The sequence below is a fragment of the Catenovulum sediminis genome, from assembly GCF_007289895.1.
GTDB classification, from domain to species: domain Bacteria; phylum Pseudomonadota; class Gammaproteobacteria; order Enterobacterales; family Alteromonadaceae; genus Catenovulum; species Catenovulum sediminis.
In genome coordinates this window covers 3,910,100-3,927,409 of the sequence record NZ_CP041660.1, presented here as the reverse complement: position 1 = coordinate 3,927,409, position 17,310 = coordinate 3,910,100, and the positions used below count along the sequence as shown (strand labels likewise).

The following is a 17,310-nucleotide window of genomic DNA, read 5'->3' as shown; positions in this document are numbered from 1 at the left end:
TCAGGCAATTTTTTTTTAATTGAATACATTATATTAGTCGCAGTTTTAAGCTACTACCAATTACGAAAACTGTTCGGCTATTTTCAGATGAACAGGTGAAGTCTTCAGGGTGTTTACAACAAAAGTATAAATATCTTCTGGTGCCATAGCGGCAACTTTTTTTGCTTCACTCGTATTTTCAACTAAAGCAAAACAACAAGCGCCGGTTCCCGTCAGTCTGGATGGCGCGTATTCTAGCAACCACTGTAAGGTTTTGGCAACCTGAGGATACAGCTTAGTGACAATTGGTTGGAAATCATTTCTACTTTTAGTAAATTGATAGCTTGCAGGGGTCAGTATTTCACTGTCACGTTTGAGTGTTTTATCGGCAAACATCTTTGGAGTAGAAATATGGCAAGCTGTAGGGAGCGCCAATAGTAAAGTTCTTTCGCTCATCTTATGTTCATTTAATACCTCGCCAATACCCGTAGCGAAGGCATTTAATCCATTGACAAAAACGGGCACGTCGGCACCAAGCCGTTGGCCTATTTGACGCAATTTAGCATTAGAGTAATTGAGCTGCCATATTTTATTTAACATCAATAGTGTCGTTGCTGCATCAGACGAGCCGCCACCGAGTCCGGCCCCACTGGGAATGTTTTTTTGGATATCAATCTCAATACCGCAAGGCAAGACGTTATTGTTTTCTTGAATGAGTGCTTGAGCCGCTTTATAAACTAAATTTTTTTCTGCTATCACGCCAGATAAATCACCGCTTAAACGAACTTCATGTGTATCAATTGGCTTGAAAGTGAGCTCATCTTGCAAGTCAATAAATTGAAACAAGGTACTTAAGTTATGATAACCATCTTCTCTTTTACCGGTAATATGTAAAAACCAATTAATTTTAGCCGGTGCAGGGCAGGTGTATTCGGTTTTCATTGATTAATATTTTCCCATTCATTTATTTGCAAAATGACTGTTAAGCCGTAACTTTGACATTTTATTTTTGTAGGTAAGTAAATATTTCCGTATTTTTTATAAGATAAATAGTTGAGTGTCCATTCTTCGGTTGACGAGGTTCTGACTAAAACTTCTTTAGCTTGCTTGTTATCGTGACGATTAATTATCACGCCGTTATGAACACCTTTAATCCAATTTTGTAAATGTGAAATCGGCACTGGCCAGCCGATTGTTTCTTCAATTAATTGCTCCGGTGAATTAGATTGATAGGTTTTTCCATCAGCAGAGACAAATAAATGGTTGGGCGTACCGACAACTTCTGCAAGTTGAATTCCTAAAAACGTTGTTAAATTGAGCTCGTAACGTTCATTTTTTTGCTGCCAATATAAATTTGACGATTGACGTTCTTGGGCTGTTATAAAAGCTATCTTGCCGTGTAGTGCAAAACTTGAAATTTGATTTGCCGAATAGAGCGCCTTTAAATCCGGGATGTCCTTAATTGTACTGCAGCTTGTTAAAAAAAAGAGCAGAACGCATGTTTTATACAGAATGTGTAGGTGAAAAGCTTTCAATCTGGCTGTCCATCTCGTAAAATTATCATCTTTCCATTTTAACTGAATCTTTTTCGGGTAACACTAAACAGAATCAATGGCATTATTTTCTTTCGGTATAAGCTACAAAACAGCTCCAGTTAGTATACGGGAGAAAATAGCATTTTCTACAGAACAAATGGTGGAGTCCATTGCTGACTTAAAAAATCATTATGGTGTTCTCGAGGCTGTTGTTGTTTCTACTTGTAACCGCACCGAAGTTTATCTGAATGCAACTCAATTTAGCAAGCTATCTGCAATTGATTGGCTAATTCAAACACATGGCGTAAATCGTCAAGCTTTAACCGATTGCTTATATTTTTATACTGATGATCTAAGTATTCGGCATTTAATGCAAGTTGCCTGTGGTTTAGACTCTATGGTGTTGGGTGAGCCTCAAATTTTGGGGCAGCTAAAGCAAGCCTATGCGACGGCTGAGCAGTATCAATTTATCGGTGGCATATTATCTCGCCTGTTCCAGACTACCTTTTCAGTTGCCAAAGACGTTCGAACCAATACCCAAATTGGAGATTCTGCAGTTTCAGTTGCTTATGCTGCGGTTAATCTTGCTAAACACATATTTTCAGATCTCGGTAAAGTCAGTGTTTTGTTAATTGGTGCTGGCGAAACTACTGAATTGGTGGCTCGACATTTGGTAGAAGCGGGTTGTCAAACTTTAACGGTCGCAAACCGAAGTGTGCAGCGAGCTGAACTTTTAGCGCAAAACTTTAATGCACAAACAGCGACCTTGTCTGCGATCCCTGATTTGTTGGTTGACGCAGATATTGTTGTTAGTTCAACTGCTAGTCCACTACCTTTAGTTGGCAAAGGTATGGTTGAAAGTGCAATGCATCATAGGCGCAACCGGCCCATGTTTATGGTTGATCTAGCCGTCCCTCGTGATATCGAAACGCAGGTAAATGATGTCGACAACGTATATTTATATACAGTGGATGATTTGCAAGGTATTGTGCAGAAAAACCAGCAGAAGCGTCAGCAAGCGGCGGAGCAAGCACAAAAGATAATTGTACGCGAAGTAGAATCTTTTAACGGATGGTTAGCATCGCGCCAGTCAGTTGATTACGTTCGTAATTATCGAAGTCAAGCGGAAGAAATTAAACAATCTTTATTAAACCGTGCTTTGAATCAATTGAATCAAGGGGCCGATGCCGAACGGGTGATAAAAGAACTTGCTAGCAAACTAACCAATCAGTTGGTGCACCCACCAACAGTTGCATTAAAACAAGCCGCCGTGGCGGAAGACAAATCAAATATTGAATTTTTGGCCGAACATTTCGGCATCGACTCTGAGTAATACTATTATCATGAAAGAATCCATTTTACGTAAATTAGAAGCATTAGATGAAAGGTATGAAGAAGTTCAAGCCTTATTGAGTGACGGTGACGTTATTTCAAATCAAGACAAATTTAAAGCTTTGTCAAAAGAGTACTCGCAACTAGAAGAGGTCGTAAAAGCCTTTAAAGCTTATCAACAAGCTCAGGAAGATTTAGCAACAGCTGAAGAAATGTTGCAGGAAGATGATCCTGAGATAAAAGAAATGGCGCAAGATGAAATCAAGGACGCCAAAAATATTCTTGAAAACTTACGGCAAGAATTACAGATTTTATTATTGCCAAAAGATCCTAATGACGAGCGCAACTGCTTTATCGAGATCCGAGCTGGAGCAGGGGGCGACGAAGCCGGAATCTTTGCGGGCGATCTTTTCCGCATGTACTCGCGTTATGCTGAACGCCAAAAATGGCGTGTTGAATTGGTCAGCTGTAACGAAAGTGAACAGGGAGGCTACAAGGAAGTTGTCGCACGCATTATTGGTGATGGGTGTTATGGCCGTTTGAAATTTGAATCAGGTGGCCACCGAGTTCAGCGTGTCCCAGAAACTGAATCACAGGGGCGAATTCACACATCTGCTTGTACGGTCGCTATATTGCCAGAAATTCCTGAATCAGAAGCTGTACAAATTAGCTCGGGCGATTTGAGAATTGATACTTACCGGGCCTCTGGTGCCGGTGGTCAGCACGTTAACAAAACCGATTCTGCGGTTCGTATTACCCACTTACCGACTGGCGTGGTCGTGGAATGTCAGGATGAACGCTCGCAGCATAAAAACAAAGCTAAAGCCATGTCTGTATTGGTTGCCAGAATTCAAGCGGCTGAAGATGAAAAACGCAGAGTCGCGGAAGAGTCTGAAAGACGTAGTATTATCGGCAGTGGTGACCGCTCAGAGCGGATCCGTACCTATAATTATCCGCAAGGTCGAATCACAGATCACCGCATAAATCTGACTTTATATCGATTAAATGAAGTGGTTGAAGGTGATTTAGATGCAGTTATTGAGCCCTTAGTTCATGAACATCAAGCGGATCAATTAGCAGCATTGTCAGATTCTTGATGAACTTACAACAAGCATGGCGATTTGCTGCGAGTCAATTGCCTGAAAGTGACAGTGCGACTTTAGATGCGCAGCTGTTACTTTTGCATGCAATAGGTAAAGATGATCGTGCTTATCTAATGACCTGGCCTGAAAAAGCGTTATCGACTGAACAGATAAGCGAATTCAATGAGTTACTGGCACGCCGGAAAAATGGTGAGCCGATAGCGCATATACTGGGTAAAAAAGAATTTTGGGGTCTAGCTTTAAACGTAAATGCTTCGACTTTAATTCCAAGACCGGATACCGAAATATTAGTAGAATCAGTTATCAATAATCCCGTTTTATCGGCTCTTGATAGTTGCAAACTGCTTGATTTAGGTACTGGCACAGGGGCAATTGCACTTGCCATAAAAAGTGAACGTCCAAGTTGGACTGTAGATGCAGTTGAATACAATGTTGATGCGTTTCACTTAGCGCAAAAAAACGCCAGTCAATTAAATATAGATATTAGTATTCACCATGGTTCTTGGTACCAAGCTATTCCCAAAGGGGGAAAGTTCAACGCAATTGTTTCTAACCCGCCTTACATAGAAGCAAACGATGTTCACCTGCAGCAAGGTGATGTTAGATTTGAACCTTTAAGTGCTTTGGTTGCTCCGGACCATGGTCTTGCAGATATAAAAAAAATTGTAGAACAAGGATTAAGCTATTTAGTTGAAGACGGTTGGATATATTTAGAGCATGGTTTTCAGCAAGGGGCTGAAGTTCGTCAAATACTGTTAAAAAACGGATTTAAAAAAATAAATACAATCAGTGACCTAGCAGGTAAAGAACGGATAACTTGCGGTTGTAAATAAGTTTCACTTTAACGGTTTCAAACTTGCCTCTTTTTAATTACTGGTCTAATTTTGTATTAAATGCTGCCGACTATGGCAATAGTGGTAATAGTGGTAATAGTGGTAATAGTGGTAATAGTGGTAATAGTGGTAATAGTGGTAATAGTGGCAATAGTGCAAATATGGAGCGTAATCTATGGCAAACGATTTTTTATTTTCTGATGAAGAAATTGAAGAAGAAGTTCAATATGAATCTTCATGGAAAATTATGATCGTTGATGATGAACCTGAAGTTCATGCGGTCACTAAACTGGCGTTAAGTGATTTTTCTTTCCAACACCACAAACTCGAGTTTATCAGTGCTTATTCGGGCGCAGAGGCAAAAGAGCTGATATTAGCACATCCAGATACAGCGATAATCCTGCTTGATGTTGTAATGGAAACAGATGATGCTGGTTTACAAGTGGCAGATTACATTCGAAATGAAGCCAAAAATCAGTTTGTAAGAATTATCTTAAGAACCGGACAACCAGGGCAAGCACCTGAACGCCAGGTTATTGTTAATTACGATATTAACGACTACAAATCTAAAACCGAACTGACAGCGCAAAAGCTCTTTACTGTTATTATGGCAAGTCTGCGTTCTTATCGGGACATTATGGCGCTAGAAAAAAATCGTTTGGGTTTAGAAACCATTATTCAGGCCTCCGCCAACCTGTTTGCCAATCATTCTATGGATTCATTTATCAATGGTATTTTGCGTCAACTGACTTCAATTATTAATTGTACTAACGAGGCGATGTACGTTACCTCATTAATAGCAGATAACCATATTGGGCATGGCGAATTAGTTGTATTAACCGGTCAAGGGGAGTTTGCTAACCTTGAAGGAAAACGCGTGTTTGATGTCATTACGACAGACCCTTTAAAACAAGCGTTTGATGAAGCAATTGATAACAAAGCGATTGTATATGGTAGTGATTTTGTCGTTGCTTATTGCGAAAGTCATAGTGATCACGGGGCACTTTTGTATATCGCAAATATATCAGAAGAATTAAGTGAAACAGACAAACATTTAATTGAATTGTTTACTAAAAATGTCCAAATTGCTTACGATAATGTGTTGTTGACCTTAGATATAGAAAACACTCAAAAAGAAATTGTAATGCGTTTGAGTGAATCAGTTGAATGCCGCTCAGAAGAAACTGGCAATCATGTAAAGCGAGTTGCTGCTTATTGTCGTATTTTTGCTCGCGCATTAGGCTTAAGTGAAGAAGAAACAGATACCTTGGTATTAGCTGCGCCATTACACGACATTGGTAAAATTGGTATTCCGGATAGAATTCTAAACAAACCCGAAGAATTGACAGAGGAAGAATGGGTTATAATGCGCACTCATGCATCACAGGGATATCACATTTTAAAAGGGAGTGATAAACCTATTATTAAGGCCGGAGCCTTTATTGCACGTGACCATCATGAATGGTGGGATGGTAGTGGATACCCAAATGGGAAAAAGGGTAGTGAAATTCATTTATATGGTAGAATTGTTGCATTGGCAGATGTCTATGATGCACTGCGCAATAAACGCTGTTACAAAGAAGCATATGACTTAGAGCGCACCCTAGAAGAAATCAAGGCAGTAAAAGGTAAACATTTTGATCCGGAATTAGTCGATATTTTTGTCGACAATATTGACGAATTTGAAGCAGTACTGGCTTCTTTACCGGACAAGTAGAGTAAAAACTTGAATTTTTACAGTTAACCCCAATGTTATGATGAGTTTTAAGTTTCATTGGGTTTATTGCTTTGATAAAAAATTCAATTCTAGCTAAATATATTGAAGTAGCAGGTCAAGTTCATAGCGCAGAGCTCACTCAGCAAGCTGCAAGTGCTTTTGAATCTATGTGTCATCAGCTGCATGCTAAACTGCAAGAGTGTGATGACTGCAAGGTTGAAAAGATTCAAAGCACTCTGGATTTTTTCTATTTCCAACAAATTTTCTCATTGCCAAATGTTAGCTCTGGGGCACAATATTATAACTTACTGCAAGGATTAATAACCCATACAGCAGCCCCCCCAGTTTTAGCTGTTATTTTAAGTGATCTTTTTAGTTCAGCTGGAATCACAAGTACACCTATGATTTCAAAGGATCATGTACTGCTTAAAATAAAGGTAGAAGAGCAACAATATGTCTTTATTGATGTGGCTTCAGGGCGCAGTTTAGATTTGCCGGAAGTTGACAGCATACTTCAGGTCAAGGGGAAAAAATCAGCTGTCCAAGGTTCAAAAGCCTTGAAGCGCAATGAAGACGAGTTTGCAAACGATTATATCGTGCTGTTGATGCTCAGTATTTATAAAACCGCCTTGATCGAAAACGCCGATTATGAAAAAGCATTACGCGCTGTGGATATGCTGATTCAACAAGAACCTGATAATCCATACGAAAGGCGGGATCGGGGATTTTTGTTACAACAATTAAATTGTGAGTGGTGTGCAGTTGAAGACTTAAAGTTTTTTGTAGAGCAGTGTCCTACTGATCCATTAGCACAGCTTATTCAACTACAACTCGAAAATATTCCGAATAATATCCAACCTATTCATTAGATAAATAACTTTATGCAACCACTATTTTCTAACACCAAAGAACAACAAATTACCATCGCAAAACGGCCTGCTAGGGCCGTTTTTGACTGGTTTACACTAGGCTTTAAACAGTTTAATCAGCATAAACTACATTGGATTATTCTCTGCGTTTTAATGTATACAACGGTTTTAGCCTTAACAATGATCCCCTTAATTGGAGAAGCTGTAGGTTGTTTGTTGTTACCTGGTTTTTTCACTTTGTCTGCGCATGTTGTAGAAAAAAAACAATTTCATTTTGAAGCCGTATTCAGTGCAATCCGATATCATTATCTACCACTATTACAAATTTTTGCGGTTAATCTATTAGTGTCTTTTATTTGTGTTGGCATTGCATCTCATGTCACTGAGGTAGATTTAAATCAACTGGACCAAGTTGAAAGTTTTTTAAAATTAATGCAAGTAGCCGCGTTCATGTATTTACCATTTTTGCTTATTATGGTGCTTGCTTCTGCCTTGGTTGTATTGCATAAGGTCGCGGCATTTGAAGCTTTAAAATATTCAGCCTATGGCTGTATTAAAAACTTAATGCCCCTGTTTGTGTTTTGTATCTTTTCATTCTTCGCTTTGTTTCTTGCCGTAATCCCTATGCTGTTGGGTTTGTTGGTTTTTGTACCTATCATGCATTGCACTCTTTTTATTGTACAAAAAGAAATTTTCGTCACACGGCAGACCTTTAAGCTACCCGAAAATGACGACGATAGTGACGATGGATCAGATGGCAGTTTGTATGTTTAGCGGGGACTTCGGACTCGCAGAAATTTATATTAGGAGAAGGTAATGCAAGCAATCGAGTTATTACTCAAACGCACCTCGTATAACCAGTTAGTTGAACCGGCGCCTAATGGGGATGTTTTGGCAAATATATTACAAGCGGGTTGTTGTGTGCCAGATCATGGCGGGTTAACGCCTTGGCGTTTTATTGTGTTTAAAGCACAAGCATTAGTCGATTTAGGTGAAATATACGCAGAAGCTGCGGAGCAAGATGGTGCTGACTGTGAAAAAATTGAAAAAGCGAAGAATATGCCATTGCGAGCGCCTATGGTCATCGCGGTAATCGCCAATATTGACGAAAATAATAAGATCCCAGCAAGTGAACAATTAATTGCAGCCGGTTGTGCAGCGCACTCTATTCAAATGGCCGCAGTTGCGCAGGGATTTCAGGGAATTTGGCGAACAGGCGTGTTCGCTTATCACCCACATATTAAACAACAACTAAAATTAACCGCTCAAGAACAAATTGTCGGATATATCTATTTAGGTACTGCAAAAGGTGATGTGCCAGCAAAATCGAGAAAAAATTATCAAAATTTTGTTCAATACTGGTAAAAAATAATAAATTGTCCCCTTAAATGATCTGCTTAGTCTAAACTTTCGTTAAAGGTTTAGAAGCGGAAAAGGGGACAACATGAAAATAGAATTTCCAAAAATAAATATAGGTATAAGCGCTTGCTTGTTGGGTGAAAACGTTCGTTTTGACGGCGGTCACAAAAATCTATACTTCGCCAACCAAGTGCTTTGTAATTACGCAACTTATCACAGAGTATGCCCTGAAGTTGGCATTGGGATGTCGATACCGCGCAAGCCCATTCGTTTGATAGAAGATGAAGGCTTGGTAAAGCTGGTCGACAGCCGGACAGGAGAAGTCGACTACACGGATAAAATGCAGGCTTACAGCGAAACCAAGTGCCAATCTTTTAGTGGATTAAATGGGTTTATCGTGACCTCTAAATCGCCAAGTTGCGGCATGGAGCGACTCAAAGTTTATGATAAAGAAGGCAATCAGATTGGTAAAAACGGTGTTGGAATTTTTACCAAAACATTGATGGAAAAATATCCCAACTTACCTGTTGAAGAAGATGGTCGACTGAACGATAGTCAACTTAGAGAAAATTTCATTGAGAGAGTTTATGTGCATGCTGACTGGCAAAGTAACTTTGTCGCAAGCGAGAATATGGCTGATCTCGTGCAATTTCACTCACGCCGAAAATATCAAATCATGTCGCACAGCTATCAAGCTTACAAATCTTTAGGGAAGTTGGTCGCTAATCATGACAATATTCCCCTTGAAAAATTAAAAGCAGAGTACTTTAGCCAATTAATGAGCGCGCTTAAAAATATTGCAGGGCGCAAAAAACATTGCAATGTGCTGCAACACATCCAAGGGTATTTTAAAAAAGAGTTAGACAAAGACGAAAAGCAAGAACTGACTGAATTGATACAACAATATCGTGCAGGTTTTGTACCTTTGCTAGCGCCGTTAACCTTGGTTAAACACTATCTAACGAAATATCCAAATGAATATTTATCTCAGCAAAGTTATTTTGCGCCATATCCACTCAAAATGGGGCTAAATGGATAATGCACTTAGTTTGGTTTAGGAATGACTTACGCATTGCAGACAACAGTGCTTTAACTAAAGCCAGTCAGCTTGAAGGCGCTGTTGCTGCAGTCTATGTTTTTACACCAGAGCAATGGGCTTTGCACGATATGGCAGAGTGTAAAAAAGCGCTTCTCTATGCTCGCGTGCAACAGTTAAAAAACGATTTAGCAAAGTTCAATATTCCTCTGTTGCTTATATCACGCCCTGATTATAAAAGTGCACAGGCTTGGGTGAGTCAATTGTGTATCAAAAAGTCAGTCAGTAGCTTACATTTTTGCAATGAGTATGAGCTCAATGAACAGCAAAGAGACAGCTATATTGTTGAATCGCTGGCATCTACTAAGACGAAAATCTATCGTACAGATGACTCACTCATATTTGTGCCCGGCACAGTGAAAAAACAAGATCAAACTTGGTACAGTGTATTTACGCCGTTCAAAAAACAGTGGCTTAAATTGTTGTCAAATCATATTCCACAGTGTGTAAAGAAACCACACAAACAAAATGAAGAGAATATGTTGCTTTGGCAAAAGCTAGAATTAAGTTGCGATGCGATAGCGCCTATCGAATCGGCAATCGCTAAAGCTTGGCCCGCAGATGAAGAATCGATATTAGAGCGTTTAAGGCTTTTTTGTCGTGAGCAAGTGGAAGACTATCAACACAACAGAGATTTTCCGCACTTAGAAGCAACGAGTTCGTTGAGTCCTTATTTTAGCATTGGGGCATTAACACCGAGGCAAGCATTAAATCGCTTGGTTTTAGAGCAAGGCGAGGCGGTATTCGCTAAAGGAAGTGGCGCCGAAGTTTGGTTAAGTGAATTAATATGGCGAGAATTTTATCGACATTTAGTGGCCTTTTATCCGCTTATTTCGAAACAGCTGGCGGTGAAAGAAAGCTATCGAAAGTTAGGTTGGCGCAATAACCCGAGTCATTTTAAGGCGTGGTGTGAAGGGCAGACTGGTTACCCTATCGTGGATGCTGCGATGCGACAACTTAATCAAACCGGTTGGATGCATAATCGCTTGCGTATGATTACCGCTAGCTTTTTAGTGAAAGACTTGCAAATAGATTGGCGTTGGGGTGAAAAATATTTTATGCAAAAACTAATTGATGGAGACTTTGCTGCAAATAACGGCGGTTGGCAGTGGAGCGCTTCAACAGGGCATGATGCAGCTCCTTATTTTCGGATATTTAACCCGACTACCCAAGGCGAAAGGTTTGATAGTAAAGGGGGGTTTATTAAAAAGTATTGTCCAGAGTTAAATGACGTACCAGAGAAATGGATCCACAAGCCACAAGAGTATGCCAAAAGGTATGCTAAACCGCTGAATTATCCGGATCAGATTGTCGATCATAAAGTTGCTCGTCAACTCACCTTAGAGATGTATAAAAATGCAAGTCAATGAAGAGCAAGCGTTTATTCAACAGTTTTTCCAGATGTACCGATCATTAGATAAAAATAATTTGCATATGTTGGATAAATTTTACGCTGAAACAATCGAATTTACCGATCCACTTCATCAAATAAAAGGGTTGGTTGAATTAAAGCAGTATTTTTCTCATATGTATCAAAACGTTGAAGATTGCGACTTTTTATTGAAAACAGCACAGGTTCACGATGGTACTGCTTTTATTGAATGGCAAATGATGTTAACGCACAAAACCTTGGCAAAGGGGGATTTGATTCGCCTAGAAGGTATATCTGTCATCAAATTTAAGCAGGAAAAAATTTATTCGCATAGAGATTATTTTGATCTTTCTCTGATGTTGTTTGATCAAATTCCTGTTATCAAACGTATTTCTGGATATATAAAAAGGAAAGCTTCGGAGTATTAAATGAGCCGACAATCAGTGTTGATAACGGGGGCAACCTCAGGTATCGGTAGAGCATTAGCCGAACTATATCAGCAGCAAGGCTTTAAAGTCATTGCAGTGGGTCGCAACCTAGAAAAATTACAACAGCTTGAATCCTTGGGCATACAGGCGTTTAGTTGCGATGTCAGCAGTAAAGCAGAAGTTAAGCAGCTGTGTGAAACATTACACAATCAAAACTGCAGTTTGGATATCTGTATTTTAAATGCAGGAGGCTGCTTATACATGAACCCTCAGTCGTTTGATTCGGAAATTATCGTCAATAGTATCCAGCAAAATTTCTTTAGTGCAGTGTATTGTTTCGAAGCACTCTTACCATTGATGAGTACAAACTGCACGACGGCAAAAAACGCTGGGAAAGCTAAAGTGGCCTTTATGGGAAGTTTAGCCACCCAACTGCCTTTTACAAAAGCCCAGGGATACGGTGCCAGTAAAGCTGCTTTGGCTTATTTTGTTGATGCTTTAAGAGTCGACTATAGCAAAAACTTATCTATCGTTTTAATCGAACCTGGATTTGTAAAAACGCCGCTGACCGAAAAAAATGAGTTTGACATGCCCGTGCTCATTGAAGCAAACGACGCCGCATTGCACATTTATCAGGGGCTCGCAGCGAATAAAAAACACATTCACTTTCCCAAACGCTTGTCATGGACTTTAAAACTTTTAAACCGATTACCGATTGGTTCTAGACATGCTATCGCGATGAAAATGGCGCAAGGCAATTCGTCCTGATTGACGGTGCGTTTATCGGACTCTTAACAATAACAAACACAATAACAATAATAACACGCAGTCAATGACAACATAATTAATCTAACTAGAGCATGATATGAAAATAGCGGTAATAGGATCGGGGATTTCAGGCTTAATCGCAACTTGGCGTTTGTGTAACTTGCATGACGTTACTTTGTTTGAAAAAAATAACGTTTTAGGCGGGCATACTGCGACAAAAGAGATTGAGCATAATGGACAACGGCTCGCAATCGATACTGGGTTTATTGTTTTCAATGATTGGACATATCCAAGCTTTAATAAATTTATAAACACCTTAGGTGTCGAATTTCAAGATACAGAGATGAGTTTTAGCGTCACCAATAAACAGTCTGGATTGGAATATAATGGCAATAATCTAAATAGCTTATTTGCACAAAGACGAAACTTGTTTAAGCCTAGCTTTTATCGTTTTATTGGAGAAATTCTCCGATTCAATAAGTTAGGTAAACGCCTGTTATCTCAAAATAGTTCTCAACTGGACGACACACTCGGTCATTTTTTAAAGAACAATGGATTTTCTGACTATTTTGCGACCCATTATATTTTAGCGATGGGCGCTGCAATTTGGTCTTCTGGCTTGCCCGCAATGAAAGACTTCCCGCTTAGATTTTTTATGCGTTTTTTTGAAAATCACGGTTTACTAAACGTCCAAGATAGGCCGCAGTGGAAAGTGATTAAAGGTGGCTCTGCTCGTTACATCGATGCGTTATATCCGTTAATCAAAAATAGTGTAAAACTAAAGTCTGAAGTGAGTCGTGTCATTAGAACAGCAAGCGGCGTACAAGTGATGGTCAATGGCCAGTTAGAGCATTATGATAAGGTGATTTTTGCTTGTCACTCTGATCAAGTCCTGTCACTTTTAGCCAATCCGACGGCAGAAGAAGTGTCTGTTTTATCGGATATACCGTACAAAAAAAACCGCGTTATATTGCACACGGATACAACTCTTTTACCTAAACGAAAAGCTGCTTGGGCGGCATGGAATTATTATTTGGATGATAAACAGCCCGACTTTGCCACCTTGACCTATAATATGAATATCCTGCAACGTTTACAGTCTGATACGACATTTTGTGTGACTCTGAATCAGTGTGAGCTCATACAGCAGGAAAAAATAATTGGTGAGTATGATTATGCCCATCCGGTCTACAGTGAAAAGAGTTTAAAAGCTCAGCAAAAAAGAGCATTAATAAACGGCTTCAAGCATAGTTATTTTTGTGGTGCATATTGGTTTAACGGTTTTCACGAAGATGGTGTAAGAAGTGCTTTAGACGTTAGTCAAATGTTGGGAGCAGAACCACTATGAGAAGTTGCATTTATCGCGGGCAGACATTTCATAGTCGGTTATCACCGACTCAACATAAATTTACCTATCCCATCAGTATGTTAGCGATCGATTTGGATGAAGTCGATTTACTGACAAGAAAATTAGTTGGATTCTCAAATGCTGGGTTTAGTTGGGGCAGATTTAAGCGCAAAGACTATTGTGCTGGGCAATTATCATTAAAGTACTCTGTTATTGACAAGGCTAAACAACTGGGCGCCAAAGATAAAATAGACAAAGTCATCTTGTTAGGACAACTGAGGTTTTTAGGCCTCTATTTTAGCCCAGTTAATTTTTATTATTTGTATAGCGCAGGACAGCTCAGCTCGATTTTAGCGGAAGTGAGTAATACACCTTGGAATGAGAGAGCGTATTACTGGGTGCCTAAGCAAAGTCACTTCCAATGTGATAAACACTTTCATGTTTCACCATTCAATCAAATTGATTCTAAATATCAATGGATGTTTTCTGATATGGATGAAGAATTACAACTGAAAATCGCGAGTTATAAACAAGGTCGTAAATTTTTCGAAGCGGGTATTCAGCTCGTTAAAGAAGAGCTGAATCAAAAAAACTACACGCGTATGTTGATCAGGTTCCCATGTATGAGCGTAACTATGTTAACCGCTATTTATTGGCAAGCACTAAAATTGTGGCTTAAAGGCACCCCATTTTATGGTTATGTAGAGCATAAAAAAACTGGAGAATAAGATGTCAGATACGCACACCGCAGGCTCAATGCTCGCAGAAAGTCCGTTCACTAAGATTGCCCGAAACTTAGTATTGAACAAACTGGAAAAACTAGAGCATGGTTGTTTAATACTTAAAGAAAACGGCAATATTTACCAGTTTGGTATGGCCAATAGTGATCTAAAAGTAGAATTGACAATTGAGCAAAGTCGTTTTTATCAACTTATTATGTTAGATGGTAGTATTGGGGCTGCTGAAGCTTACATGGCGGGTATGTGGACTGTTGATGACTTGACAGCTTTAGTTCGTCTGTTTGTGTCAAATGAAAATACACTAGACCAAATAGAATCTGGCTACACCAATGTTTTGATGCCGGTAAGAAAATTAGCGCATTGGCTAAATCGTAATAATAAAAGTAATGCAAAACGCAACATTTCTGCGCATTATGATTTGGGTAACGATTTTTATCAGTTATTTTTAGATCCCAGCATGATGTATTCCAGTGCCATATATCCAAACGAAAACACTTCGTTAGAGCAGGCCTCTCAGTTGAAGCTCAAACATATTTGCGATAAGTTGCAATTAGATGACTCACATCATTTGTTAGAAATTGGCACGGGATGGGGTGGCTTTGCTATTTATGCGGCTCAATACACAAACTGTAAAGTGACCACCACAACTATTTCTGACGCGCAATATCGCTATGCATTAGAGGCAGTTAAAAAAGCTGGATTAGAAAACAAAATTACTGTTTTGAAAAAGGATTATCGTGAGCTTACTGGTTTATATGACCGTATCGTATCTATTGAAATGATCGAAGCTGTGGGCCATCAATATTACCCAACTTATTTTGAACAATGCTCAAGTTTGCTGAAAAAAAATGGGCAAATGTTAATTCAAGCCATTACTATTGCGGATCAAAGGTATCGTTATTATTTGTCGCACGTCGATTTTATTCAAAAATATATCTTTCCAGGGGGCTGTTTACCTTCAATCGAAGAGTTGGCTAAACAAGTCAGTCACTCAACAGATATGGTGATGAGAAACCTAGAAGACATAGGTTTGCATTACGCGCAAACTTTGAATGATTGGCGAGTTAGATTTTTTAATAATATCGAGCAGGTAAAGAAACTCGGTTATTCAAAAGAATTTCAAAAAATGTGGGAATTTTATTTCTGTTATTGTGAAGGTGCTTTTAGAGAGCGCGCGATTTCAACTGTGCAAGTGGTGTTGGCCAAACCGCAAAACCGCTCTGTTTCCGCTTCAAGCCTAAGCCGTTGAATATCGTATGAAGCTTTTGCTAATTTTCCTGTCGATATTTTGCTTGAGTATAGGCCAAGCCGAAGAAAACGCCAAAACCTTAACAACTGATACTCATCCAGAAAAATTTTGGCAATTTGTACAACCAACAGGGCGTGCTCAACTTAAGGTATTGTTCTGGCAGGTCTATGATGCTTGGTATTATCAAACAAACAGCCAGCAAGCACTTCGACTCAGATATCTTAGAGACTTTTCTAAAAACGAATTGATAAAAGAAACCCTGCAGCAGTGGAAAAGAATGGAACTGTACACAGATAGTCACCAAAAATGGTTGGATCAGCTCGTTTATATCTGGCCAGACATTAGTGCGGGGGATGAACTCACGTTACTTATTGATGCGCAAGCTAGCAGTTATTTCTTTTATAACAACCAATTAATTGGTTCAATAAGCGCGCAAAACTTTGGTCAGGATTTTTTAATGATCTGGCTGGGAGAAGAAGCGGAATATCCAGATGTCAGGGATCAATTACTCGGTCATAAAAGCAAATAAAAAAGTGAGTAAAAGAGATTGATTTTATTTTTGATGGACATATTATGTCGCTGTGTGCGATCAATTTAACCGGAGAAAATATGAAACGCATCATTCTTTTTTTAGTTACAAACTTGGCTGTCATGCTGACACTTAGCATCGCGTTAAGCATAATATTTTCTATCTTTGGCATTAACTCACAGGGAATGGGCGGTTTATTGGTGTTTGCTGCCGTATTTGGATTTGGTGGCGCATTTATAAGTCTACTCATGTCTAAATGGATGGCGAAACGCGCAACGGGGGCGGTTGTTATCGAATCACCGCGAAATGCAACCGAGCAATGGCTAGTAGAAACAGTTAGGCGTCAAGCTAAACAAGCGAATATTGGTATGCCTGAAGTTGCAATATTTGATTCACCTGAAATGAACGCGTTTGCTACAGGGGCCAATAAAAACCAAGCTTTGGTTGCGGTCAGTACTGGGTTATTAAACAATATGAGTAAAGCTGAAGCCGAAGCGGTATTAGGCCATGAAGTAAGTCATGTCGCCAATGGCGATATGGTGACACTCACTTTAATTCAGGGTGTGGTAAATACTTTTGTGATATTTTTAGCGCGTGTCGTTGCAGGATTTATTGCTAACGCGACACGTGGTAATAATAACGAAGGTGGAATGGGAGGCATTGCATATTTTGTGACGGTATTTATTCTAGAATTATTGTTTGGTGTTTTAGCCAGTATGGTTGTTGCTTGGTTCTCACGTAAACGTGAATATAGAGCGGATGCAGGCGGTGCTTATTTGGCAGGTAAAACATCAATGATTTCGGCACTTGAAAAGTTAAAGTACAGCCAAGAGTCGAAATTGGAAGGCTCAATGATGGCTTTTGGTATCAATAATAAATCTAAAATGATGGCATTATTGGCCAGTCATCCGCCATTAGATGACAGAATTCAAGCATTAAAAAATGCAGGATAAATGCATTAACAATTCACTTTCAAAGTAAAATAAACCCCTCATTAAAGCCGCTTGAATGCGGCTTTTTTATTTCGCTTAGTTTTGTAATATATCCTTTATT

At 39.3% G+C, this 17,310-nt stretch carries 18 protein-coding genes; 16 read left to right on the top strand and 2 right to left on the bottom strand.

The window, feature by feature from the left end; genetic code table 11:
- Positions 1–60 precede the first annotated feature (60 nt).
- Positions 61–921 (bottom strand): 4-(cytidine 5'-diphospho)-2-C-methyl-D-erythritol kinase, encoded by an 861-nt coding sequence (gene ispE / locus FNT16_RS16740; RefSeq protein WP_143872661.1) that lies wholly within the window; start codon positions 919–921, stop codon positions 61–63.
- Positions 918–1,514 carry a lipoprotein insertase outer membrane protein LolB gene (lolB, locus tag FNT16_RS16735; protein WP_185976628.1) on the bottom strand — a complete coding sequence of 199 codons (597 nt, stop codon included), beginning with the start codon at positions 1,512–1,514 and terminating at the stop codon, positions 918–920. The genes ispE and lolB overlap by 4 nt, the downstream gene beginning before the upstream one ends.
- Before the next feature lie 76 nt (positions 1,515–1,590).
- On the opposite strand from lolB, the gene hemA reads away from it, so the two are divergent.
- The 16 genes from hemA to htpX all read left to right on the top strand — a co-directional run bounded on the left by hemA (position 1,591) and on the right by htpX (position 17,210).
- A complete protein-coding gene (hemA, locus tag FNT16_RS16730; RefSeq protein ID WP_143872659.1) occupies positions 1,591–2,847 on the top strand; it encodes a glutamyl-tRNA reductase in 1,257 nt (418 codons plus the stop codon).
- A gap of 10 nt (positions 2,848–2,857) precedes the next feature.
- Complete coding sequence (prfA, locus tag FNT16_RS16725; RefSeq protein WP_143872658.1) at positions 2,858–3,943, top strand: peptide chain release factor 1; 1,086 nt, start codon at positions 2,858–2,860, stop codon at positions 3,941–3,943.
- Positions 3,943–4,782 (top strand): peptide chain release factor N(5)-glutamine methyltransferase, encoded by an 840-nt coding sequence (gene prmC / locus FNT16_RS16720; protein ID WP_143872657.1) that lies wholly within the window; start codon positions 3,943–3,945, stop codon positions 4,780–4,782. The genes prfA and prmC overlap by 1 nt, the downstream gene beginning before the upstream one ends.
- Positions 4,783–4,957: 175 nt before the next feature.
- Positions 4,958–6,499: a DUF3369 domain-containing protein gene (locus FNT16_RS16710; RefSeq protein ID WP_143872655.1), complete on the top strand. Its 1,542-nt coding sequence runs from the start codon at positions 4,958–4,960 to the stop codon at positions 6,497–6,499.
- A 71-nt stretch (positions 6,500–6,570) separates the two neighbouring features.
- Positions 6,571–7,368, top strand: a complete 798-nt coding sequence (locus FNT16_RS16705; protein ID WP_143872654.1) for a tetratricopeptide repeat protein — start codon at positions 6,571–6,573, stop codon at positions 7,366–7,368.
- A gap of 12 nt (positions 7,369–7,380) precedes the next feature.
- Complete coding sequence (locus FNT16_RS16700) at positions 7,381–8,142, top strand: BPSS1780 family membrane protein (protein ID WP_143872653.1); 762 nt, start codon at positions 7,381–7,383, stop codon at positions 8,140–8,142.
- A 42-nt stretch (positions 8,143–8,184) separates the two neighbouring features.
- A complete protein-coding gene (locus tag FNT16_RS16695) occupies positions 8,185–8,733 on the top strand; it encodes an NAD(P)H nitroreductase (protein WP_143872652.1) in 549 nt (182 codons plus the stop codon).
- A 79-nt stretch (positions 8,734–8,812) separates the two neighbouring features.
- A complete protein-coding gene (locus FNT16_RS16690) occupies positions 8,813–9,766 on the top strand; it encodes a YbgA family protein (protein ID WP_143872651.1) in 954 nt (317 codons plus the stop codon).
- On the top strand, positions 9,766–11,193 hold the full coding sequence (gene phrB, locus FNT16_RS16685; RefSeq protein WP_143872650.1) for a deoxyribodipyrimidine photo-lyase: 1,428 nt from the start codon (positions 9,766–9,768) through the stop codon (positions 11,191–11,193). The genes FNT16_RS16690 and phrB overlap by 1 nt, the downstream gene beginning before the upstream one ends.
- Entirely contained in the window at positions 11,180–11,623 is a 444-nt protein-coding gene (locus FNT16_RS16680) for a nuclear transport factor 2 family protein (protein ID WP_143872649.1), read from the top strand. Before phrB ends, FNT16_RS16680 begins: the two co-directional genes overlap by 14 nt.
- Positions 11,624–12,391 (top strand): SDR family NAD(P)-dependent oxidoreductase, encoded by a 768-nt coding sequence (locus FNT16_RS16675; RefSeq protein ID WP_143872648.1) that lies wholly within the window; start codon positions 11,624–11,626, stop codon positions 12,389–12,391. It begins immediately after the preceding gene.
- Between the two features lie 97 nt (positions 12,392–12,488).
- The gene (locus tag FNT16_RS16670) at positions 12,489–13,739 is read left to right on the top strand and encodes an NAD(P)/FAD-dependent oxidoreductase (protein WP_143872647.1); all 1,251 of its coding nucleotides are present in this window, start codon (positions 12,489–12,491) and stop codon (positions 13,737–13,739) included.
- A complete protein-coding gene (locus tag FNT16_RS16665) occupies positions 13,736–14,467 on the top strand; it encodes a DUF1365 domain-containing protein (RefSeq protein WP_143872646.1) in 732 nt (243 codons plus the stop codon). Before FNT16_RS16670 ends, FNT16_RS16665 begins: the two co-directional genes overlap by 4 nt.
- 1 nt (position 14,468) lies before the next feature.
- Positions 14,469–15,728 carry an SAM-dependent methyltransferase gene (locus tag FNT16_RS16660; protein ID WP_143872645.1) on the top strand — a complete coding sequence of 420 codons (1,260 nt, stop codon included), beginning with the start codon at positions 14,469–14,471 and terminating at the stop codon, positions 15,726–15,728.
- A 7-nt stretch (positions 15,729–15,735) separates the two neighbouring features.
- Positions 15,736–16,257: a chalcone isomerase family protein gene (locus tag FNT16_RS16655; protein ID WP_143872644.1), complete on the top strand. Its 522-nt coding sequence runs from the start codon at positions 15,736–15,738 to the stop codon at positions 16,255–16,257.
- A gap of 80 nt (positions 16,258–16,337) precedes the next feature.
- A complete protein-coding gene (htpX, locus tag FNT16_RS16650) occupies positions 16,338–17,210 on the top strand; it encodes a protease HtpX (protein ID WP_143872643.1) in 873 nt (290 codons plus the stop codon).
- Positions 17,211–17,310: the final 100 nt, after the last annotated feature.

Coding starts and splice junctions, on each gene's coding strand:
- ispE (WP_143872661.1), bottom strand. CDS start 921: ATGAAAACCGAATACACCTGCCCTGCACCGGCTAAAATTAATTGGTTT.
- hemA (WP_143872659.1), top strand. CDS start 1,591: ATGGCATTATTTTCTTTCGGTATAAGCTACAAAACAGCTCCAGTTAGT.
- prfA (WP_143872658.1), top strand. CDS start 2,858: ATGAAAGAATCCATTTTACGTAAATTAGAAGCATTAGATGAAAGGTAT.
- prmC (WP_143872657.1), top strand. CDS start 3,943: ATGAACTTACAACAAGCATGGCGATTTGCTGCGAGTCAATTGCCTGAA.
- FNT16_RS16710 (WP_143872655.1), top strand. CDS start 4,958: ATGGCAAACGATTTTTTATTTTCTGATGAAGAAATTGAAGAAGAAGTT.
- FNT16_RS16700 (WP_143872653.1), top strand. CDS start 7,381: ATGCAACCACTATTTTCTAACACCAAAGAACAACAAATTACCATCGCA.
- FNT16_RS16695 (WP_143872652.1), top strand. CDS start 8,185: ATGCAAGCAATCGAGTTATTACTCAAACGCACCTCGTATAACCAGTTA.
- FNT16_RS16690 (WP_143872651.1), top strand. CDS start 8,813: ATGAAAATAGAATTTCCAAAAATAAATATAGGTATAAGCGCTTGCTTG.
- phrB (WP_143872650.1), top strand. CDS start 9,766: ATGCACTTAGTTTGGTTTAGGAATGACTTACGCATTGCAGACAACAGT.
- FNT16_RS16680 (WP_143872649.1), top strand. CDS start 11,180: ATGCAAGTCAATGAAGAGCAAGCGTTTATTCAACAGTTTTTCCAGATG.
- FNT16_RS16675 (WP_143872648.1), top strand. CDS start 11,624: ATGAGCCGACAATCAGTGTTGATAACGGGGGCAACCTCAGGTATCGGT.
- FNT16_RS16670 (WP_143872647.1), top strand. CDS start 12,489: ATGAAAATAGCGGTAATAGGATCGGGGATTTCAGGCTTAATCGCAACT.
- FNT16_RS16665 (WP_143872646.1), top strand. CDS start 13,736: ATGAGAAGTTGCATTTATCGCGGGCAGACATTTCATAGTCGGTTATCA.
- FNT16_RS16660 (WP_143872645.1), top strand. CDS start 14,469: ATGTCAGATACGCACACCGCAGGCTCAATGCTCGCAGAAAGTCCGTTC.
- FNT16_RS16655 (WP_143872644.1), top strand. CDS start 15,736: ATGAAGCTTTTGCTAATTTTCCTGTCGATATTTTGCTTGAGTATAGGC.
- htpX (WP_143872643.1), top strand. CDS start 16,338: ATGAAACGCATCATTCTTTTTTTAGTTACAAACTTGGCTGTCATGCTG.